This window comes from Pseudoalteromonas sp. MMG022 (assembly GCF_021654245.1).
GTDB classification, from domain to species: domain Bacteria; phylum Pseudomonadota; class Gammaproteobacteria; order Enterobacterales; family Alteromonadaceae; genus Pseudoalteromonas; species Pseudoalteromonas amylolytica.
The window spans coordinates 19,811-42,798 of record NZ_JAKFZQ010000017.1; the positions used below are offsets into that span (position 1 = coordinate 19,811).

The following is a 22,988-nucleotide window of genomic DNA, read 5'->3' on the forward strand; positions in this document are numbered from 1 at the left end:
CTACTTCCTCACCCTATAAAGTTTTTAAAATATCAGCAAATACGCCTGCTGATGTCACTTCAGCACCCGCACCATAGCCACGGATCACAAATGGACGTGGTTGATAATACTGGCTCAAAATTGCTAACGCATTTTCCCCGTCACGAATATCGTAAAGCGCATGGGCTTTATCGACCGCTTCAATACCTACGCGGCAGCGACCGTTTTCGATGCTGCCCACATAACGGAGAACCTTTCCTTCATTGGCTGCGCTTTGAATTTTGTCAGCAAAACTTGCATCAAGTTCTGGCAAACGGGCCATGAACTCGTCCACAGAGGTGCCAGTTGCAAAGTCTGTAGGTACTACAGACTCAACTTCAATATCGCTAAGCTCTAACTGTAATCCAGATTCACGCGCGATGATCAGTAGCTTTCTTGCGACGTCGGTGCCCGACAAATCATCTCTTGGGTCTGGTTCTGTAAAGCCATTGCTTTTAGCTTTTGCCGTTGCCTCAGAAAGGCTCAGACCATCTTGCAATGCACCAAACATGTAAGAAAGCGATCCAGATAAAATGCCGTTGAATGATAACAGCTCATCGCCTGCACCAAATAGCAACTGTAAGTTGTCTAAAACAGGCAAACCCGCACCAACGTTTGTCTCATATAAGAATTTTCGCTGTTTGCGCTGCGAGGCCAAAGTAAGCGCCTGGTAGTAGTCATAACTACCTGTGTTTGCCTTTTTATTGGCAGCCACGACATGAAAGCCCGCATTTAAAAAATCAACGTATTGATCTGCCAGATACTGTGATGAAGAGCAATCTACTAATACAGGGTTAATCAAATGATTAGCTTTAACGAATTCTTCCACACGCTGCAAGGTAAATGCTTGCTGTTGACTTGCCAGCTCTGCCTGCCATGAATCAAACGGCACGCCATCCGCATTTAGGTATAACTGTTTAGAATTGGCAACCCCATAGAGGTTTAGTTTTATATTACGCGCTTCAAGCCAAGCCTGTTGCTTTTCAAGCTGTTTGATCAGCTCCTGACCCACTAAGCCACATCCAAGTAAAAACACATCAATTGAAGGCACATGTGTAAAAAAGTTCTCGTGACACACTTTAACGGCATCGTTACAACGTGTCCCATCTATCACCGCTGAAATAGCGCTTTCTGTCGAATCCTGCGCAATAGCAACGATATTTAGCTGCGCTTGGGCAAGTGATGCAAAGAACTTCGCTGCGAGTCCCTTGTGGGCCTTCATGTTATCCCCCACCAACGTCACAATAGCCAGCTCACGTTGGACTTGGACTGGTTCAATTAAGCCTGCCTGCGCCTCAAGCTCAAACGCTTGCTCAAGCGCATTCAATGCTAAATCTAAATCCGACTCATGTACGCAAAAACTGATACTAAACTCGCAAGATGACTGCGTAATTAAAACGATGGATACATTGTCATTGGCCAACGCACCAAATACACGTGCAGCCATGCCAACTTTGCCTTTCATGCCAGGCCCTGAGACCGTCAGCATGGCGAGGTCTTCTAAACTTGATAAGGCTTTTACCGCTTCGTCGCCGCGTCGCTCATTGCTGATTACCGACCCCGCAACATCGGGATTATGGGTATTTTTGATCTCACACGGAACAGAGAACTTAGCACAAGGAAGAATTGTTTTTGGATGCAGAACCTTAGCACCAAAATACGATAGTTCCATCGCTTCTTTATAGGATAACCAGTCGATTTTACTGGCTTTTTTAATGAAACGCGGATCAGCGTTGTATACTCCATCCACATCGGTCCAAATTTGGCAGACTTCAGCGCGTAAACACGCAGCAGCAACAGCGGCTGAATAGTCAGAGCCGTTTCGGCCAAGCGTTGTAAGTTCACCGCGAGTGTTGCTGGCTGTAAAACCCGGCATGATGTAGTACTTGCTCGGGTTTGCGTTCATCGCCGAGACAAACTTCTGCTGACTCAGCTGCAAATCTACTTCTGCATCCAAATAGCCACCGTGACTGACGATACAATCACAGGCTTCGAGGTATGCAGCCTGAGACGCACCGAGCATGGTCTGCATCAGGGCGACGCTGATGCGCTCACCAAAGCTGATAACGTAAGCTCGCACTGGGTCTGGGCAATGCTGTAACATTTTTACCCCAGCTAACTTTTCAGCAAGGCTCGACAAAGCAGGCCAATGAACCACCTCGCCGTAAAGTTTTTGTACTTGCTCAAGCAAACCCAATGCACGATTTTCAAGTCGCAACCACTGCTCACTGTAATCTTGCCCCTGCTCAGCCTGCTCAACCAGCTCCACCAGTTGATCAGTCATGCCTCCTGGGGCTGATAACACAACTAAAGCCTCTTCGCCCGCTTGATTAAGGATCAAGCTATGAACTTGCTTAAGACATTCAAAATCAGCCAGTGACGAGCCACCGAATTTTAAAACACGCATTGTTATTTTCCTCATTCCTAAAACGAAAAAAGGCCTGTGTTCGTAGTGAACACAGGCCTTTTTCAATTACGCACCGACCTATGCCACTATCCAGAATGGATGGTGGTTGTAATAATGGTCGTGGTGTTAAAATTTGTTTTCATGTTTTTTAGCTTGCCCGAAATGTAGCCACTCTGTCAACCACTTAATATGACAATTAATATGCAATTTACTCATACACAAGCACTATGGAAGGTTACTTTATGCATTTTCTGTACTTAAGCGTGTATTTTTCGGAGTGAAAATAGGGAAAGTGGTTAAAGTAAAAAAAGTGTAAATTGATGATTTAACGTATACCATAGCGATTTAAAAGCGCAATGAGCCGGTCTGTATCCACTGGCTTTTCAATGAAATCTAGCGCGCCCAATTGCATGACTCTTTGCTTCATTTCAGGTTGAATATCAGCAGATATGACCACAACAAAGGTCTCAATGCTGGCGTGTGCTCTCATCTGCTCTAACACACCGATGCCATCCAATGTTGGCATAGTAAGATCTAGACACAACAAATCTACCGTGTGTTGTTTGAGAATGTTTAACGCCTCGACACCATCTTTAGCTTGTAATACGTTCACCTCAAGCGCGCTGGACAGACAACGGATAACTTGTTTTCTAGCAACTGTCGAATCATCACAGACTAATATTGAGTAAGCCATTACTAATTTTACTATTATTTGATATACCTCGTTCTTATAACACAATATTCTGACAGCTGTAAGTATTGCAAGCTGCAATTAAACCAAACCAGAATTTAACTGTGAAAATCAGAGATATTTATTTATTTTTAAACCTTTATTAGCTAAGTTTATGATTAGCCATACTGCACAAACTCTAATTTTGGGAGCCAAAGTTCATTCATGCTGCAAAAAAGTCTATCTAAAAAGCTACTCACGAATGTGCTATCGGTTTACTTCCTACTTACGTTCGTAGTGACCTGTGGTCAGGTTGTCGCTGAATATGTGAATACCAAAGACTACATTCGTAATGAGCTGACTATGCTGCAAAAAACATTCAGTCGTAGTCTGACACGCGCAATCTGGGAATTAAACACCAAGCAAACCGTAACCACCGCTGAGGGGCTACTGGCGATCCCAATGATTGAAGGAATTATCGTCCGTGATGATAGCGGTGAAATCATCTCTCAGTTGGGCCGCTCTTTGGATATTCATGAACTGTATAGTCAGCAACTGGTTCAAGAAGAAGCCATTATAGAAGACACGCCATCGGGATTGTTTGGTTACACCTTCCCACTTATTTTTGAGTTTTCAGGCAGAGCGACGCAGGTTGGCGATGTCACACTGTTCTCATCTCGAGATGTCGTATTCAGTCGTATCATGATATCGATTTACTTTTTGATCGGTAATGCCATGATCAAAACAACTTTTCTTATCATTTTATTTTTAATTGCCTTTCGCCGCTTACTCACAGAGCCGCTTACCGATCTAACCGACCAAATTGAAGAAATTGAATTAGATGATATTGATGGCAGAAAGATTGATATTGGCACCACTGAACGCAATGAACTTAAGGTAATGGAAGAAGCGTTCAACAAACTCATTGATAAAGTTTCTGAATATCGCAAACAACTCGATCAAACACAAAAAGAGTTGTTAATAAGTAACGAAAAACTCGACCAACACAACTTGCAGCTGGAGCAGGAAGTCGCCCGTAAAACATCCAACCTCAGCCAAGCGATGATGGACCTGCAGCAGCAAAAGTATGAGCTGGAAAAACAAAAACTCACGCTCACCGAAGAAGTGGATCTGCGCAGTCAAACCGAACAAGAATTGCTCACCAAGCAAAAAGAACTTGAACGGTATGTTGATGAGCTCAACATGGCGCAAGAGCGGTTGGTTGGCTCTGAAAAAATGGCCGCACTCGGAGGACTTGTAGCAGGTATTACTCATGACATTAACACCCCAGTTGGCATTGGTGTCACGGCAACGTCTTTCTTGCAAGAACGTTTGAATAAACTCGAAGCCGCTTACAAAGACAAAACCCTCTCACCAAAAGCCTTAGAGGAATTTATTAACGAGGCAAAACAAAGCACCAGTCTTCTGACCACTAACCTCGACAGGGCATCGGAGTTGGTTGCCAGCTTTAAACAAATTGCCGTTGATCAGGCCAGTGAAGCCGTTAGAAAAATAAACTTCAAAGAGTACTTGGCCGAAGTTGTACGCTCACTGCACCCTAAGATCAAAAAAACCAAGCATGTTATCAACATTGATTGTCCGGAAGACTTGATCCTCAATTTACCCGCAGGTGCAATCAGCCAGATATTTACCAATTTGATCATGAACTCTTTGATCCATGGTTTTGATGGTGTTGATAAAGGCGAAATAGACATCACTATTACCGACGATCATGACGATGTTAAAATCGTTTATAAAGACAATGGCCGGGGCGTGACAAAAGCACAATTGGAGAAGCTTTTTGACCCATTCTTCACCACCAAACGCGATCAAGGCGGTAGTGGTTTAGGCACGCATATCACCCTGAATTTAGTCAAACAAACCCTTAATGGAGATATAGAAGTGACTAGCGAAGAAGGCAAAGGACTCACATACTACATTCAATTCCCAAAAGATATGCAAGCCCCTATGACCATGTTCAACTAAGTCAGTTTGGACTACGCGTAAAGTTTTGCGTGTAGTCCTCCCCTTTACGATAAAATTCTTGCTATCATGAGTGCCTATTTTTAAGCACGGATACTCATAATATGTGGTTTAGTAACCTGATCTGTTATCGTTTTAAGCAAGATGTCTCATACAATCAAGAAGAGTTTGAAAAGGCACTAGAACAAGACGTTTTTAGGCCTTGTGGTAGCCAAGACATGAGCACTTTTGGTTGGACTAAAGCATTTGGTAAACATGGCAATAGCTTGTCACATTTCTCACAAGACAGCATTTTGTTATGTGCTAAACGAGAAGAGAAAGTACTCCCTGCATCGGTGATAAACGACATGGTTGCTGAGAAAGTCGAACTCATCGAACGCGAAGAGAATCGCCCGGTTAAGAAAAAAGAAAAAGACGAGTTAAAAGAGAATATTCTCAGCGCACTACTACCTCAGGCATTTAAAAAATCCAGCCTTCAGTTTGCTTTCATTGACCAAAAGAGTGGTTGGGTAATAGTGAACAGTGCCAGCTTTAACAAAGCGGAAGAATTGTTAGCATTATTGAGAAAGTCGTTAGGTACTTTACCGGTTGTGCCAGCCTTTGCAAATTATGACCTAGATGTATTTTTAACTGATTGGTTAACTAAATTCGAAGCGCCCGAAGGGTTCGCAATTGGTACTGATGCAGAATTACAAGAACCCGATGACAACGGTGCTCAAGTTAAGTTAAAGCAACATGACCTATCTTCTGATGAAATAAAAAGCCATTTAGACAATGGTAAACGCGTGACAAAACTGGCATTTGACTGGCGTGAACGTGTGAAGTTTATTTTGCAAAATGATGGCTCAATTAAACGCTTAAGTTATGCCGATGCACTAAAAGAACAAAATGCGGACATTCCAAAAGAGGACATGGCCGTAAAACTTGATGCTGATTTTATTTTGGTCAGTGAAGAGATAAAAGAATTGCTTGAAGAGTTGACCCAAAGCCTTGGCGACAGCGCTGATATGTAACTTATTTGGGCGATAAGTGCGTTGCCCTTATCGCCTTGCTATTTCCCTATGCGAACATGGCTTTTACATCTTCCAGCACATGTAAATAATCATCACTATTAAATATTTCCACAGATTCAATTACGCCTTTATCCGCATAGACTTGTAATGACGCTGTTTTGTCGGAAACCTGTAGAATTCCCTCCAATATTGCACCCACACGTATAAAATCTACGTAGCAGTCCTGCTGTGGCTTGTAATTTGGATTTGACCAATTTTCCGCCGCATCAATAAATTCCTCCGTAAAACCCCATTCACGCATAATTGCCCCGCCAATTCTACCTGCCAACTTTTGAATGGCATGTGCTAAAAAGCTTGGGTTTGCGAATACCTCTGGGTGCCTTTCAGCTTCGGTCAAAATAGGCAAAACACCAATATTAAACACAAGCGAAGCCAGCGTAATCGTGTCTCTGTTTAGTGAGGTATGCTTGTGAGCTTTCAGGTAAAAATCCATGGTCGTAATCGCTTGGCAGGCAACTTTAAGGGTTTTTTGCCATGCTTTATCCATATAGGTTTTAATCAACTTGTTGTTAGAGACAAACAACTGCTCCATCGCCATCGCTGTAGCGATATTTTTAATTTGTCTGAGGCCGATACGCGTGACCGCTTGATTAAGCGTATTCACTTTCACAGACCGACCAAGAAACGCGCTGTTAGCGACTTTTATCATTCGTGCAGATAACGCCGGATCATGGGATATCACATCCGCCATTTGAATTAAATTTACATCTGGGTCGTCCGCAGCTTTACGCACACGCACGGCAGCATCAGGCAAAGTCGGCAGCACCAAGGTGTCGCTATTAATTCTATCTATAAGAATGGTAAGTAAGGCATTCTCTGTTGACATGAGCTAAATTCCAAAACTAATTAAGTAGCGCTAAAACGCCCGTGTTTTAGCTTTTAGTATTGTCGAACATCTTTATAAAGTTAAGAAATCAGTATAAAAATTTTAGCCAATAGCCATGGTGAAACAATTTTTCAAAAATGCACCGCAGCAGTGAGGCATAATTACCTTGGATCATGTAAAGTAGTTGCTCAGTTTTATTTCCAATAACAAAAAGAGAGCAGCATGAGACTTTCAAAAATTAGTCAGGCACTGATTATTGCCAGCACTTTGGCACTGGGTGCATGTTCAGAACCCACAACCAACACATCGACTGCAGCAAACACACAACAAGCAAAAGCACCAAGCTACGAGCTAGTCAACACAAATCCGTCACGTTTAGACATATACACACAGGTGACGCTTAACACCGATTTGTCACACCTAAGCGACAACCAAAAGCAAATGGTTGCGAAGTTGATTGATGCCTCTAAGCTGATGGATGACCTATTTTGGAAGCAAAGTTTTGGTATGGATAAAGATACCTTTTTAAGCCGTATCGAAGATGAGAAAGTGCGTACCTTCGCCGACATTAACTATGGCCCATGGGATAGACTCGATGGCGACAAAGTATTTCTTAGCGGCTTTGAAGAAAAAGCACTTGGTGCCGAATTCTATCCTCACGATATGAGCAAAGAAGAACTCAACAATTCTGATATCAAAGACAAACAGGGTTTATACTCAATCATCAAACGTGATGAACAAGGCAAACTATATAGCGCACCTTATTCTGAAATTTACGGTAAAGAGCTTAAGCAAGCAGCTAATCTGTTATTAGAAGCCAGCTCGCTTGCCGATGATAAAGAGTTTGCCAACTACCTGAAGTTGCGTGCTGATGCTCTACTAAATAATAGCTATCAAACATCTGACTTCGCTTGGATGGATATGAAAAACAATCCTATCGATGTGGTGATTGGTCCTATTGAAACATATGAAGATCAACTATTTGGCTACAGAGCGGGGTTTGAGTCTTATGTACTAGTAAAAGACTTAGCTTGGAGCGAGCGTTTAGCAAAATTTGCCGCATTCTTACCTGAGCTACAAACAGGCTTACCTGTCGATGAAAAATACAAGCAGGAAGTCCCAGGATCGGATGCTGATTTGAACGCCTACGATGTTATTTATTATGCTGGCCACTCAAACGCGGGTAGTAAAACTATCGCGATTAACCTGCCAAACGATGAGCAAGTGCAACTTGAAAAAGGCACTCGTCGTCTACAGCTTAAAAACGCTATGCGCGCCAAGTTTGACAAGATATTGCTACCCATTGCCGATCAGTTGATTGTGCCAGAGCAGCGTAAGCACATTACCTTTGACGCTTTCTTTGCTAACACGATGTTCCATGAAGTGGCTCACGGGTTAGGCATTAAAAACACTATCAATGGCAAAGGTACGGTACGTCAATCATTACAAGAGCACGCCAGTGCACTTGAAGAAGGTAAAGCCGATATCCTTGGTCTGTACATGGTTGAGCAATTGCTGAATAAAGGTGAGATCACAGAAGGTACTATCGAAGATTACTATATTACCTTTATGGCTGGTATCTTCCGTTCAGTACGTTTTGGTGCCTCTAGTGCACATGGTAAAGCCAACATGATCCGTTTCAATTTCTTTAAAGAACAAGGCGCATTTTCTAAAAATGAGCAAGGTTTATACAAAGTAAACATGGATAAAATGGCAACCGCGATGAAGAATCTTTCTAATTTGATTCTTACCCTACAAGGTGACGGCGATTACCAAAAAGTTGACCAGTTAATTGCCACTCACGGCGATATTAAAGCTGAGCTTAAAGCCGACCTTGAAAAGTTAGCACAAGCTAATATCCCAGTAGATGTTACCTTTAAGCAAGGTAAATCTGTACTTGGCCTATAAGCTGCCATAAAAATCACATACAAGGCGCCACTGAGCGCCTTTATTTTTTGTGGCCTTTTATTGCATATTCCAAACACTCCATCCCAATTAATTGTCATCTGCCTAGGTTGTCGCTACCATCACATCACTTTTATTCATAGTTAAGGTGCACTGTGCGAGTTACATTTTCTTCTATGGCATGTGGTTTATCTTTGGCGCTTGTGGCCAATGTCACCGCTCAACCACTTACGCTTGAGCGTATTTTCGATGACCCAAGCCTTGCGGGCAAAGCGCCCGTAAAACTAAAGTTTTCACCTGACGGTAGTCGTGTCACATATCTACAAGGTAAACAGCAAGACTACAATCGCTACGATTTATGGGAATACAACCTTAAAGACAATAAAAATCGCCTATTGGTGGACTCTCAAGCCTTGTTTTCTGGCCCTGAGACCCTCTCCGACGAAGAAAAAGCACGCCGTGAGAGACAGCGTATTTTTGGCCGTGGAATATTAGAGTATACCTGGTCTGACGATGGTAAAGCCTTGCTATTCCCACTCAATGGTGATTTGTATTACTATCAACTCGAGTCAGGTAAAAGCCGAAAGCTAACCAATACAGAAGCGTTTGAAACAGATGCTAAGTTCTCACCAAAAGGCAATTATGTATCTTTCATTCGTGAGCAAAACCTGTATGCACTGGAGCTGAAAACGGGCAAAGAAATAGCGCTGAGTAAAGACGGCGGTGGCGTCATAAAAAATGGCATGGCGGAGTTTGTCGCACAAGAAGAAATGAGCCGAATGACAGGTTACTGGTGGGCCAAAGATGAGTCAAAAATCGCTTTTACACGTATTGATGAAAGCCCTGTTCAACAAGCTATTCGCAATGAAATATATGCCGATGAAGTGAAGTTATTTAATCAGCGCTATCCGTTCACTGGTACAGCAAATGTGACCATTGAGCTGGGCGTGGTCTCTGTCAATGACCAGAAGATAGATTGGATTGACTTAGGCAAAGATAAAGATATTTATATTGCTCGGGCAAAATGGCTCAATGACAGTAAAACGCTATCTTATCAGTGGCAAAACCGTGCTCAACAGCAGCTTGAGTTGCGCTTTTATGATACGGAAAAGCAGCTGCAACGTGTTGCTTTAACAGAGCACAGCGATACATGGATTAACCTGCACTTTGATCTGCACTTCTTAAAAGACAACAAACATTTTATTTGGGCGTCTGAGCGCGACGGATTCAAACACTTATATTTGTATCGTAACAATGGTCAACTGGTACGCCAAGTTACCCATGGTGAGTGGGTGGTAGATGCACTCAAAGGTGTAGACGAAAAAACAGGTACAGTGTACTTTGCAGCGCGTAAAGACACACCGCTTGAGAGCCACCTGTACAGCACATCCATGTTTAAAGAGTCAGCTATTAAACGCATCACAAACCTCGGCACCTATCACGATGTGGTACTGGCAAAAGATACTAAAACCTTTATCGACAACAGCTCTGCGGTGAATCAGCCCAATTCAGTTGCACTACGTAAAATGAGTGGTGAGTTTGTTACTTGGTTGGAGCAAAACGCGCTCAATGAGCATCACCCGCTCACGCCATACCTAAGCGACTTGGCAAAACCCGAGTACGGTACGCTCACAGCAGAAGATGGCCAAACACTACATTACCGCTTGTTTAAACCCGCCAAGTTGGAAAAGGGCAAGCAGTACCCTGTGATTGTCAATGTATATGGTGGTCCGCATGCACAACGTGTGGTCAATAACTGGCGTAGCAAAAACCTTTATTTCCAGTACATGGCACAACAAGGTTATGTTATCTTTCAACTAGATAACCGTGGTTCATACAATCGCGGTAAACGCTTTGAAGATCCAATCTACAAAAAACTAGGCGTGGTTGAAGTTGCCGATCAAATCCGTGGCGTAGAATTTTTGCGCACCCTTGATTATGTGGACCCACAACGCATCGGCGTTTATGGTCACAGTTATGGCGGATATATGGCGCTGATGACCATGTTTAAAGCCCCCGAGTATTTCCAAGCGGGGGTATCTGGTGCGCCAGTGACCGATTGGACGCTCTACGACACCCACTATACTGAGCGCTACCTTGGACACCCAAAAGACAACGCGCAAGGCTATCAGCAAAGTGCTGTATTTGATTATGCTGATGGTTTGCAGGGGCCACTGATGATTTATCACGGCATGGCGGATGACAACGTACTGTTTACCCATGCGACAAAGCTATTCAAACAGCTACAAGACAATATGCAGCCTTTTGAAATGATGACCTACCCTGGCTCAAAACACAGCCTCAGAGGTAAAAAAGTACAAACGCACTTACATCAAACTATCACTCACTTTTTTGATAGGCACTTCAAAACCCACCAATAAACAAAAAAGGCACGCTAGGTGCCCTTTTTTACGCTTTAATTTACAAGCAGTATCTTGCGAACAAGCTACTGACGGTTGCTGCGGTTGGTTTACCGTGCTGCCAATCGCCACCTTCAACTCCACTTCCTGCGATGTCCATATGCACATAAGGTAATGGCAACTGGGAGTCACAGCCATGTTTATCCAAACCACCCACTATGGCCAAAAATGCCATGGGGAACTGATGGCCACGCGCCGTTATCGCTGAGGGGGCATTGTTGCTCGAAAGCACATCGTCAGCCAAAGTACGAGGCTTAACAAAATCATAATCTTCACGACGGCTACGTGATAACTCTGCGCCATCAGCCCATAAATCACCAAAGTCGGCAAGTTGACGAGAAACCTTCGCTTCGCGTGCAGGACCATTTTCAACGTAGGCACTATAAGGCCCCACAGCGCGTGCTGCGTGCCCCGTTAATGTTGCAACGGTGAATAAGGTTGGGTTAACTTCACTCTTCGCCATGTCTTTCATTTCGCTCAACAGGTCGCCCATCGCCAAGCGTCCTTCTGCATCAGTGTTACCAATGCGTACCTTCAAGCCTTCACGGCAGGTAATAATTTCATCTGGCACAAAGCAATCAGAGCCAATTGAATTACGTACCACTGCAAGATAAGCAATCACTTTCACACCGCTTGGCTGATAGTCCGCAACCGCTTTCATAAAGCCTGCAACAGAGGCTGCACCACCTTTATCTCGGCTCATACCTGCCATAAAGCCACCAACTTTTAAATCGGCACCACCGGTGTCATAGACTAAGCCCTTACCGACAAACATCAGCGTACGAGTTACCTCATCGCTGGGTGTATAAACCAGTTTTACTACGCGAGGGTGATGACGCTCAACTGCGTAAGATGCACGTGCTACAGTGCCTAGCATTGGGTATTGCTGCTCAATCGTGTTGATGTCCGATACCACCTCAACCGACACACTTGTGCCTTTAAACAATTCAACACAGTAATCTGCAAATCTAGGGGGCGCCATACGCTCGGGCTCTGTACCACATAAGTCACGCGCAGCATATTGGCCCGCAGCCAACGCATTCAGCTGCTTACATTGCGCTTCAGTCGCACCTAATAAACTGATTTGTTTAACAGGCTCAGTGCTTTCACCACGGTATTCACGCGCTTCTAGAGGCTGCCACAGCGCTTGGCAAGCACCTAAATATGCAACCTCTAATGCATTTTGATAACGTGCATCTTCAGGCATACCACACACCACAAGGGTTGGTGCTTGACTGCCTGAAGCTTTCGCTTCGTTAATGGCTGCTTTAGCGGCATCAAACACACGACGCACGTCATCATAGTCACGGTTTAAAGGTCCTGTTGGCGATACGATAAGGCGCTTACCAGGAAACTCTTGTGCAAGTACCAAAGTAGCCTTGTTAGCTATTCTGGCATCAACTGCCAAGTATGGCGCAAGCGCCTTATTCAGACGTTCATCGTGCAAGTTATGCACATCAGCAGCAATAACAATGACGGCATCTGCGTGTTGATTAAAAAGATCATTACATGGTAACGCGAGAGGAAAAGACATAAAAAGGCCCTTAGTTACGATAATAAGGGCCCGATTATGGGTTATTTGATAATGCTTTACCAGTAAAGTCGGTTACTGAGGGGGTGTGCTTTGTGTTTGATTACGACGATGCTTAGCCATCACCGACCATGCTTCTAGCATCACCAACACGCTGACCACCAACACGATTACATCTAGTACCACCAGCAGCCAATTACCTTGTTGATAGTACTCCTGCAACTTAATGAGTCCTGCAAAAAATGCCATCAGCAATACAAAACTCATAGGAATTAGAGTGTACTTAGCAGGGCGGCCTAGCTTGATAAGGTAAACCGAGATCACCAACAAAGTTAGACTGGCAAGGATTTGGTTGGTAGAGCCAAACAAAGGCCAAATGATCATACCGCCGCTGCCTGAGGCACCACCTGCCCCAAAGGCAAGCAACAAACAACAGCCAACCGCCAGCAAGGTTGCTACGATGCCATTCTTTAGCGCCTGTAATTGATAAATTTCACCCCATTCCTGAATAATATAACGCTGTAGACGCACCCCTGAGTCCATGGTCGTTCCCGCGAACAGTACCACCATGACGGCCAACAGGGTTGCTGCTATTTCTGTGGGGATACCCCAGCCACTGCTGATCAAGTTTGAGCCACCGGTAATAAAGGCCCCCACACTGCCCGCGCCTAAGTGACTATAGATTTCATGCCACTGCTCGGGTGACATAGCTAGCATCACGCCGCTCACAGCAACTAAGGTGATAAGCGCTAATGAACCTTCTCCAACGGCTCCTAAATAGCCCACGAAGCGACCATCTGTCTCTTTATTTAACTGCTTAGAGCTGGTGCCAGAGGATACAATGCCGTGAAAACCAGATACTGCACCACAGGCAATAGTAACGAACAACAGTGGAATAATACTGGGCGTTTGCTCAGCCATTTGTGTGTTAAAAGCCGGAGCGGTGATATCAGGCATCACCACAAACACTGCTCCATACAATAATATCAACCCCACCAGCAGCTGCATTCCGTTGATAAAGTCACGCGGTTGAAGCAGCATCCAAACCGGTAATAAAGAAGCTACCGCGGCGTAAATAAACAAGATCACAATCCAGTTTGCCTTGTCAGTCAGTCCAAACATTTCGGATGGCAGTGCCAAAGGCATACTTGAGCCCATGTAAATGGTGGCGTAGAGAATCGCGACCCCTATCACACACAAGGGAATAAGCGGCACTTGACGCTTTAACAGCTGGCCAATAACTAAGGCCACAACAATCGCCGCCCAAGCAGGAAATACAGCACTAGGGTTCGCCACAAACGAATTGGCTATTACCACGCCAAATACAGCGTTGACCATCAACAGCACCAAAAATACCACTATCATGAACAATGCGCGCGTACGCTTGCCGATAACGGTTTCTGAAAGCGCCCCCATGGATTTACCTTTATGCCGGGCACTTGCCCACAGCGCGCCCATGTCATGCACACCCGCAAAGAAAATAGTCCCAATTACAACCCACAGTACTGCTGGTACCCAGCCCCAGTACACAGCGATGGCAGGTCCAACAATGGGAGCGGCCCCTGCTACAGAAGTGAAATGGTGCCCCCATAGCACCACTTTATTGGTTGGCACAAAGTCAACGCCATCATTTAATTCATGAGCGGGTGTGACAAAGCTGTCATCCATTTTAAAGATTTTTTCCGCAATGAATTTGGAATACACAAACCATCCAAATAGCATTCCGATTACCCCAAACAGTACTATCATGATTGACTGCATTTTCAGGCTCCTGCACGTCTTATTATTATTGAGCCTTAAAAATTAACACAGTTATCACATTATGCACTTACCTTTTAGTCTGAATCGAAGAGTTTTAACTGCGGTTGGCGCACATTTTCATCCGCCAAAGAGATACTGATGCCGATAAGCCGCACAGGTTTATGTGGATAGCGTGACAACAGCTCACCTAAAAGTGTACATAGGATCTCAAGGTTTAGGCTTTCATGCTGACACTCTTTACTCACTACCTGAAAGTCAAAGAACTTTACTTTCACACCCAGTTTAGTCATGCCCCGTTGCGCCAAATGAGGTTGCGCACGCTTGGTCAGCTCAGGGAACAGAGATTCAGACAGTCGCTTAGTAAGCTCTACCAGATCGCTGGTGTCTTCATTAAAGGTAGTTTCAACGCCCACCGACTTTCTCACGCGATGTGTTTCTACTTCTCGCTCATCGATACCATGACACCTGCGCCACAATACCAAGCCAAACTTACCAAAGCGCTGATATAAAAAGTCTTCACTGCTGGCCTTTACATCACAGCCATATTGCAGCCCTAGAGCCAACAACTTTTGCTGCGTTACCTTACCAACCCCAGGTATTTTTTTCAGTGGCAATGCATCAATGAAGTCATCCACCCTATCAGGTGTGATCACAAACTGCCCGTTGGGCTTATTTTCGTCACTGGCGATTTTTGCCAGGAACTTGATAGGTGCAACCCCAGCGGAGGCTGTTAAGCGCGTTTCGCGTTCAATATCGGCGCGAATTTGCTGCGCAATTAAAGTGGCACTACCAGAGCAAGCCTTGCAATCGGTCACATCTAAATATGCCTCATCTAAAGATAAGGGTTCGACCAAACCAGTATACCGAGAAAAAATCGCTCTGATTTGCGTAGACACTTCTTTGTACACTGCCATTCTGCCAGGCACTATCACCAACTGAGGACACAGCTTTTTTGCCTGATAGTTGGACATCGCGGAGCGAACACCATACTCACGAGCAAGGTAGTTGGCTGTTGACAATACGCCTCGATGACTGTTGCCACCAATAGCCATCGGAACATTTGCAAGCTCAGGATTGTCACGCATCTCAACCGCGGCATAGAAACAATCCATATCAATATGTATGAATTTACGCATCACAAAAAACTGTATTTATATACAGTTTTATTATGTTCATAATTTTACCGCAGTTGCAACTTTTACTCACACTTTTAATACACTAAACTAAATCGCGTCGTGGCATTTATTGCCAAATAAAACTTCAACAAGGATTTAACATGCAATTCAGTCGACTAGGTAGTAGCACACTCGAAGTCTCACGAGTATGTTTAGGCAGTATGACTTGGGGGCTACAGAATAACCAGCATGATGCGGATGAACAAATAAACTATGCGCTCAGCCATGGCATCAACTTTATAGATACCGCTGAGCTATATGCCATGCCCCCCTCAGAAGATACCTATGGCGAAACCGAAAAAATCATCGGTAACTGGTTAGCCCGCCATCAAGAAAAGCGGCAGCAGGTCGTGCTTGCGAGCAAAATAGCAGGTGGAGGATTGCGCTGGATCAGAGGTGGCGCACCAATCAGCGCTAAGACCATTATCGAAGCCGTTGATGCGTCACTGCAGCGCTTAAATACAGACTACATTGATTTGTATCAGCTTCATTGGCCAAACCGTAACTCTCCACATTTTGCCAACCATTGGCCGGGAATGGTGAAGTTTTCAGACGTTGACCGTGAGCAACAGCTCAGTGAGATGCTAGAGATCCTGCAAGCACTACAGACGTGTATTGACAACGGTAAGATTCGCCATTGGGGCTTATCTGACGACACAACTTGGGGCATTAACACTTATTTGCGATTAGCCTCTGAACATAACCTTGCCAAGCCCGTTGCCATTCAAAATGAGTTTAACTTATTACATACCAAAGATTGGCCATATCTTATTGAAAATTGCATTCATGAAGATGTTGCCTACTTACCTTGGTCGCCATTGGGGGCCGGTGCATTGACTGGCAAATACATCGATGGCGCAAGGCCCGAGGGGTCACGTTGGACATATGTGCAACGCAATGGCTTATTCAGAGATACGCCACACTCCAATCAAGCAGTTAAAGCATATGTACAATTGGCTCAGCAATTTGGCATCACACCTGCGCAAATGGCACTTGCTTGGGTGAATCAAGTGGATGGCGTAACCTCAACCATCATCGGTGCCACCAGCATGGCGCAACTAAAAGAAAACCTACAAGCCTTTGAGCTGACATTAGATGATGCCCAACAAGCGGCAATTGGCGAGTTATTACAGCGTTTTCCTTCGCCCTTCTAAATCAAGTAACTCAGCCCTCCTCGCCAGAGGTTGGCTGAGTTTTACTTAATGTCATTTAAGTTTTGTTAATTTAATTGGTCACGTATAATCAGACCTATTTGCAAAATATGATTAACCGTGACATGTATAGTCTTAATCCAACCCCTGTTATCCCATTGCCCGGCACTTGCTTTACCCGCCATACCACCAGAGCCATTGTGCTAGAGGGCCAAAAAATTCTGTTACTATACACAGCAAGGTATAATGATTACTCACTACCTGGCGGTGGCGTCGATGAGCATGAGAGCATTGAGCAAGCACTATTTAGAGAGTTGCGCGAAGAAACAGGTGCCGAAAGTTTACTGAGTTACACTGAGTTTGGCCGCTATGAAGAATATCGCAGCTGGTATAAACACGATTATGATACGATTCATATCATCTCTGATTGCTATGTATGTGAGACATGCGGTCAATTTAGTCAGCCGCAAATGGAAGACTATGAGCACGCTAATGGTATGAAGCCTGTTTGGGTGAATATCGACGAAGCCATCTCTCACAACCAGAAAACGCTTGCCAATAGTGAAAAACAAGGCCAATCTTTGGTGCGTGAGTTGTTTTTATTACAACAAATAAAAGATAGGCTGATGCAAAATTCTATGTGATGGTTTCCTACAGCTTGAGGCCCAAGGTGATTTTTGGTTACTGTAAAGCACTCGGCTAACTGATGCACTTGTGTGATTAGATTATCCACAAGCTATAAAATTATCGGAGGTGACATGACAATAAAGCCCTTTTTTTGCACTCTGATAATCTTATTTGTGTCCGTTACTAGTCACGCCCAAACACTCACTTTTTATGCTGAAGACCTTCCGCCTTATCACTTTAAAAATGCCAGAGGTGAGGCATCAGGCGCTCTAATTGATTTAGCTCGCAGTGTGCTATCGCATGCGCAGCTTGAAGGCCAATTTGAAATTGTGCCTATGGCTCGAGCCTACAAAGAAATGCAAACTCAACCCAATGCCTTGATGTTATCTTTGCTGAAAACCCCTCAGCGCAGCGAACAGTTAGTGTGGATTGCACGAACCTACTTTGCTGATGCCTACTTGGTGAGCCTTGCTGACAGTCCCATAACTATTGATACCTTACAAAGCGCCAAACAATATCGCGTGAGCACTATCCGTGGCTACTCCAGTGAACGGTTTTTACGCGAGCAAGGGTTTAATGAAGAAGAAAACTTGGTATTAGTTAGTCACTATCATCAGCTTTGGCAGTTACTTTACAAACAGCGCACTGATTTGGTGCTAACCAATACGCTCACCTTAGAAAAAGAAATCGTCAGCACCGGCTTAGACCCTAGAGGTGTTGCTAAAAAACTACACCTAACTGATTTTCCATCCGAGCTTTGGCTAGCCGCTAACCCCAAATTGGACGCTGCGACCGTGCAAAAGTTGAGAGCCTCAGTTCAACACCTGAAACAAAGCGGTGGGTATCAGCAAATTCTTGCTCGCTGGAAGCTAGCAACGCCTCAATCTGACAAGTAATACTCAACGCTGGTTACCACGCGTACCGTTTTAATTTGCGGCGTATTACTATCTCTGTCACTAATGCTAAACTGCCCTTGGCGCGCCGACTTAATCTTACCAAGTTTAGAGTCGGAATCTTTCGCAAACTTAAGCGCCACTTCACGCGCTTTTTGAGTCGCCTCTTGTACCATGTGTGGTTTGATGTCATTCAATCCAGTAAACATATACTCTATACGATTTTGATAATCATCCTGAGTGATCGCAATACCTTGTTTGGCAAGCGTATTTAACTTGCCAAGTGCCTGTCTCACCTTATCAGGTTCATGACTAAAAACAGTGATGCCAGATTTGGCAATATAACGAAAGCCTCGTTCATTTTGGCCATATTCTTGCGCAAACTTGTCTACGATTGAGGGCGTCGCTTGACTCATTTCTTGCTCATCAAAACCGTGTAAAGTTAGAAATGCGCGAATTGCTGTATTTTTCTCTTCGACTCTGGCCACCAAAGCCTCTAAGTTGTTATCAGCATCTTTATAAAATACAGGCCAGATCACGGTATCCGCCATCACTTCCTGCTCGGCTAGGCCCTTAACTTGTACGGTACGCTCCATCGCTTTGATATCTTGTAAAGACCCAGTAATGAGCCAAGTACTCAATACAATGCCAATAGCCAAGACACCTGCAGCACCCAAGTGTTTGCTTAATGCTTCTTTCACGGTTTGTTACTCCAATAAATAGTTGTCAGATCAAAGTCAGGCAGAATATGTCTCGATCAATCGTCAAAAACTGATTACAGTGATAGCACAAATCATTGATTTCATCAGCCAAATTGCTAATTTTAAATTCGGGACCTGAACGACCCATGTACCGGTACGATTTGGCCTACACAAATGTCAGTAGACGAGATTTAACACAGGAAGGTAAATGAGCGTAAAACAAATAGGACAATTTTTTAATCCTCGCTCAGTGGCTGTGATTGGTGCTTCTAACACCAAAGGTCGCGCAGGCTACGTGGTGATGAGAAACCTGCTACAGGGCGGCTTTAATGGTCCCATCATGCCCGTTACGCCAAAACATAATGCCGTGCATGGTGTATTAGCTTATGCCAGCATTGCTGCGTTACCACACCCCCCTGAACTTGCAGTCATATGCACCAACAAAAACACGTTAGAGCCGCTGATTGAACAACTTGGCAATATTGGCTGCTACAATGTAGTTATCATTGCAGCAGGTTTGAGTAACACGCAAAAAGTAGCCTTAAAAAACATCGCACATAAGCATAATATTCAGTTGCTTGGTCCAAACTGTTTGGGGTTGCTTGTACCACATATTGGTCTTAATGCCAGCTTTTCACACACCGTTGCCGAGCCAGGTAAATTGGCATTCGTTTCACAATCAGCAGCGGTTTGCTCAACGATTTTGGACTGGGCCCAGAGTAAGCGAATTGGCTTTTCCTATTTTGTATCAGTAGGTGATTGCCTTGGCATTGATTTTGACGAGTTACTTGATTTTCTTGGTCGTGACGCAAAAACCAAAGCCATTTTGTTGTACATAGACAATATTGATGATGTTAGGCGCTTCATTTCAGCCGCTAGAGCCGCAGCGTTTAGCAAGCCAGTCATTGTCATCAAAACAGGCAAAACTCACGCAGGAGCCGAGGCCGCATACATTCATACTGGTGGGAGAACCTCTGATGACTCAGTTTATGATGCGATGTTTCAACGTGCAGGTATGCTCAGAGTAAGTGACCTAAGAGAGCTGTTTGCTGCAACCCAAACACTTGCCTTACACCCTAAATTACTTCAGGTAGAACAACTGACTATATTAACCAATGGCGGTGGCCCTGGGATCATGGCGGTTGATACCCTACTACAGCGCTCTGGCAAGTTAACGCAATTGGATGAGACGACTCGCGCAGCACTCAATGCCGTGATCCCACAATCGAATATGACCACAAACCCAATTGATTTGTTTGGTGACTCCTCGCCTATGCGCTACCAAAAAGCTTTGGAAATATTACTCAAAGCCCCTGAGGTAAAAAACTTACTGATCATTCACACCCCCTCAGCGCTAGCACCCAGCGAAGAGTACGCCAAAATCATTGCCAATACGTTGCAAACCATTCCTAAAATGGCCCGCCCGTTTGTGATGACTAACTTTATGGGAGAACGTGCGGCCTATGCAGCGCGAGACATTTGCGCCAACCATAGTATTGCGACCTATCGCACACCTGAGGGCGCTGTGGGCGCTTTTATGCACCTAGTCAGTTATCGGCGCAATCAAAAACACCTAACACAAACACCTGAATCTGGCAGTGACAATAGCCAAATTAATAGCAAAGCGGCGAGAAAAACCATTCAAATGCTGCTCAAAGAAGGACATTCTCAGCTCTCAACGCATTTAGCAAGCCAAGTGCTGGCCCAATACAATATTGAGTGTATCGATACACGCGTGGCGATGACGCCAACAGAAGCGAAAGAGCAAGCCATTGAGCTTGGTTTTCCCGTCGCGCTTAAGTTGCTCAGCCCTTCCATTGCATCCAAGTCGGAGGTGGGCGGAGTCGTGCTCAACTTGAACGATAGTCACGAAGTTGAGCAAAGTGCTTTTGCTATGCTATTGAGGATTAAAAAGGCCTATCCAGATGCCATTATTGAGGGCTTTTCTTTGCAAAAAATGGCACCAAGAGCTGGTGCACAAGAGCTACGTATTGCACTAAAAACTGAGCCAAACTTTGGCCCTGTTATCTTACTTGGTGAAGCCGGTACGGGTTTGGAGTTTTCGCAAGCAGCTGTGGCATTTCCCCCTCTGAATATGAATCTTGCCAAATATTTGATAGCAGCGGCTCATGACAAAGGCGTACTTAAGGAGCGAGCGCTTCCAGACAAGGTCGATAAGTATAGATTATGCGATTTACTTACGCGTATTTCACAGCTGATCATCGATCAGCCTGATATCGATAGTATTGAGTTAAACCCTATTTTGGCTAGTAATGGACAATTTTTAGTGCTGGATGCCAACGTCACGCTTGTTCCATACCAACCCAAGGTCGGTAAAAAACGGCTTGTAATAAGACCTTACCCAAAAGATCTGGTGAAAAATGTCACTCTAAAAAACGGTGAAACTGTCACCTTGAGGCCCATTCGACCTGAAGACGAGCGCACCCATCAGGAATTTGATCAGTCGCTAACAAAAGAAGATAGATATCGGCGCTTCTTTGGTGAGCTTCCGCAATTTAATCATGAGCAACTGGCTAAAATGACTCAGATAGATTACGACCGTGAAATGGCATTTATCGTTACTCAGCCCTACAAAAGCAGCTATAGGACACTTGGCGTATCGCGCATCCTGATAGAACCAGATAATAGCAGTGCAGAATTTGCTGTCGTTGTGCGCTCTCAGTCCAAAGGGCTGGGGTTGGGCCGTATTCTTATGAGCGCCATTATTGATTACGCTGCAAAACAAGGAATAAAAACCCTCAATGGGATTACCCTACCAGAGAACAGCGGTATGATTGAACTTTCGAGAAAGCTCGGTTTCACCATCACCCGTGACTTTGAAGAAGGCACACTCAACATGCAACTAAAACTAAATTAATTATGCTATCTACTTATCGTGAGAAAACAGCTGCACTATTGGAAGGCAGTGGCCACTACTACAAGGCTGGACGCTATCTGGACATCTTTTTAATTACCTTGATCATGGTTAACGTCATAGCCATTGTGCTTGAGTCAGTGCCCAGTTTAGCTAAGCAATATCAAGATTTTTTTCATGAGTTGGAGCTGGTCTCAGTGGCGATATTCTCCGTTGAATATTTGCTTCGCCTTTGGTGCAGTGTGGACAAAATAGAGTACAAAAACCTCTCATGCAGTAATGTGAAAAAGCGTATCAAATATCTATTTTCTCCTTTGGCAATCATAGATTTACTCGCTATTTTACCCACTCTGCTGATGATGTTTATTACCTTTGACTTGCGCTTCCTCAGAGTGATTAGATTACTTCGTATCTTTAAACTCACTCGTTACTCTCGAGCAATGCAGTTGTTACTTGCAGCGTTTAAAGAGGAAGGCAGTAGCCTGTTAGCCGCATTTTTTATTATGTCTGTGGTGTTGATCATGGCGTCATGTGGCATTTACTTGCTTGAACATGACATACAACCGGACAAATTTGGTTCAATTCCACAGTCTATGTGGTGGGCAATGGCCACCTTAACAACCGTCGGCTACGGTGATGTGGTGCCCGTAACCGCAGCAGGAAGGTTTTTCGGGGGCGTGATCACTTTGCTCAGCATGGGTATGGTCGCAATCCCTACAGGTTTATTGGCCTCTAGTTTTGCCGACCAATTGAGAAAACGCCGAGACGCATTTAATGAGGCGGTGTTGCACAGTCTGATTGACGGTGAGATTGACCCCAGTGAAAAACAGCATCTTGAAATGTTGCGTATAGAGCTGGGATTAAGCCATGCCGAAGCCAATCAGGCCATAAAAGTTATGACTTCTCAACGTGTACATGCGCTGTATTGCAAGCACTGCGGTAATAAGCTGTGATGGTTAAGCAGCTTTACCA

The 22,988-nt window shown here is 44.4% G+C and carries 16 protein-coding genes; 9 read left to right on the forward strand and 7 right to left on the reverse strand.

The window, feature by feature from the left end; all coding sequences use genetic code 11:
- Positions 1-13: 13 nt before the first annotated feature.
- Positions 14-2,425: a bifunctional aspartate kinase/homoserine dehydrogenase I gene (gene thrA, locus L1070_RS14920; protein WP_237126132.1), complete on the reverse strand. Its 2,412-nt coding sequence runs from the start codon at positions 2,423-2,425 to the stop codon at positions 14-16.
- Positions 2,426-2,750: 325 nt separating this feature from the next.
- Entirely contained in the window at positions 2,751-3,119 is a 369-nt protein-coding gene (locus L1070_RS14925; protein WP_070987410.1) for a response regulator, read from the reverse strand.
- 201 nt (positions 3,120-3,320) lie between these two features.
- Between L1070_RS14925 and L1070_RS14930 the strand changes: the two genes are divergently transcribed.
- Both L1070_RS14930 and rdgC read left to right on the forward strand, forming a co-directional pair.
- Entirely contained in the window at positions 3,321-5,081 is a 1,761-nt protein-coding gene (locus L1070_RS14930; protein ID WP_237126133.1) for a HAMP domain-containing sensor histidine kinase, read from the forward strand.
- 101 nt (positions 5,082-5,182) lie between these two features.
- The gene (gene rdgC / locus L1070_RS14935; RefSeq protein ID WP_070987414.1) at positions 5,183-6,091 is read left to right on the forward strand and encodes a recombination-associated protein RdgC; all 909 of its coding nucleotides are present in this window, start codon (positions 5,183-5,185) and stop codon (positions 6,089-6,091) included.
- A gap of 46 nt (positions 6,092-6,137) precedes the next feature.
- Here the strand turns inward: rdgC and L1070_RS14940 are convergent, their stop codons facing one another.
- Positions 6,138-6,977 (reverse strand): HDOD domain-containing protein, encoded by an 840-nt coding sequence (locus tag L1070_RS14940; RefSeq protein ID WP_237126134.1) that lies wholly within the window; start codon positions 6,975-6,977, stop codon positions 6,138-6,140.
- A 222-nt stretch (positions 6,978-7,199) separates the two neighbouring features.
- Between L1070_RS14940 and L1070_RS14945 the strand changes: the two genes are divergently transcribed.
- Positions 7,200-8,885 (forward strand): Zn-dependent hydrolase, encoded by a 1,686-nt coding sequence (locus tag L1070_RS14945; protein ID WP_237126135.1) that lies wholly within the window; start codon positions 7,200-7,202, stop codon positions 8,883-8,885.
- A 173-nt stretch (positions 8,886-9,058) separates the two neighbouring features.
- Positions 9,059-11,263: a DPP IV N-terminal domain-containing protein gene (locus L1070_RS14950; RefSeq protein ID WP_237126180.1), complete on the forward strand. Its 2,205-nt coding sequence runs from the start codon at positions 9,059-9,061 to the stop codon at positions 11,261-11,263.
- A 40-nt stretch (positions 11,264-11,303) separates the two neighbouring features.
- On the opposite strand, the gene L1070_RS14955 is transcribed toward L1070_RS14950, so the two are convergent.
- From L1070_RS14955 to dinB, 3 genes are all read right to left on the reverse strand, one after another.
- Positions 11,304-12,836, reverse strand: a complete 1,533-nt coding sequence (locus tag L1070_RS14955; protein ID WP_237126136.1) for a leucyl aminopeptidase family protein — start codon at positions 12,834-12,836, stop codon at positions 11,304-11,306.
- A 72-nt stretch (positions 12,837-12,908) separates the two neighbouring features.
- Positions 12,909-14,594 (reverse strand): carbon starvation protein A, encoded by a 1,686-nt coding sequence (locus L1070_RS14960; RefSeq protein ID WP_237126137.1) that lies wholly within the window; start codon positions 14,592-14,594, stop codon positions 12,909-12,911.
- Between the two features lie 74 nt (positions 14,595-14,668).
- Positions 14,669-15,730 carry a DNA polymerase IV gene (gene dinB, locus L1070_RS14965; protein ID WP_237126138.1) on the reverse strand — a complete coding sequence of 354 codons (1,062 nt, stop codon included), beginning with the start codon at positions 15,728-15,730 and terminating at the stop codon, positions 14,669-14,671.
- A gap of 140 nt (positions 15,731-15,870) precedes the next feature.
- Here dinB and L1070_RS14970 point away from each other — a divergent pair, with 140 nt between their 5' ends.
- The 3 genes from L1070_RS14970 to L1070_RS14980 all read left to right on the forward strand — a co-directional run bounded on the left by L1070_RS14970 (position 15,871) and on the right by L1070_RS14980 (position 18,443).
- The gene (locus tag L1070_RS14970) at positions 15,871-16,923 is read left to right on the forward strand and encodes an aldo/keto reductase (RefSeq protein WP_237126139.1); all 1,053 of its coding nucleotides are present in this window, start codon (positions 15,871-15,873) and stop codon (positions 16,921-16,923) included.
- Between the two features lie 122 nt (positions 16,924-17,045).
- The gene (locus L1070_RS14975) at positions 17,046-17,564 is read left to right on the forward strand and encodes an NUDIX domain-containing protein (RefSeq protein ID WP_237126181.1); all 519 of its coding nucleotides are present in this window, start codon (positions 17,046-17,048) and stop codon (positions 17,562-17,564) included.
- 114 nt (positions 17,565-17,678) lie between these two features.
- Positions 17,679-18,443, forward strand: a complete 765-nt coding sequence (locus L1070_RS14980) for a transporter substrate-binding domain-containing protein (protein ID WP_237126140.1) — start codon at positions 17,679-17,681, stop codon at positions 18,441-18,443.
- Here L1070_RS14980 and L1070_RS14985 read toward each other — a convergent pair.
- Positions 18,428-19,141 carry an SIMPL domain-containing protein gene (locus L1070_RS14985; protein ID WP_070985622.1) on the reverse strand — a complete coding sequence of 238 codons (714 nt, stop codon included), beginning with the start codon at positions 19,139-19,141 and terminating at the stop codon, positions 18,428-18,430. The genes L1070_RS14980 and L1070_RS14985 overlap by 16 nt on opposite strands.
- A 208-nt stretch (positions 19,142-19,349) precedes the next feature.
- On the opposite strand from L1070_RS14985, the gene L1070_RS14990 reads away from it, so the two are divergent.
- Both L1070_RS14990 and L1070_RS14995 read left to right on the forward strand, forming a co-directional pair.
- On the forward strand, positions 19,350-22,019 hold the full coding sequence (locus tag L1070_RS14990; RefSeq protein ID WP_237126141.1) for a bifunctional acetate--CoA ligase family protein/GNAT family N-acetyltransferase: 2,670 nt from the start codon (positions 19,350-19,352) through the stop codon (positions 22,017-22,019).
- A 2-nt stretch (positions 22,020-22,021) separates the two neighbouring features.
- Complete coding sequence (locus L1070_RS14995) at positions 22,022-22,969, forward strand: ion transporter (RefSeq protein ID WP_237126142.1); 948 nt, start codon at positions 22,022-22,024, stop codon at positions 22,967-22,969.
- The last annotated feature ends 19 nt before the right edge of the window (positions 22,970-22,988 follow it).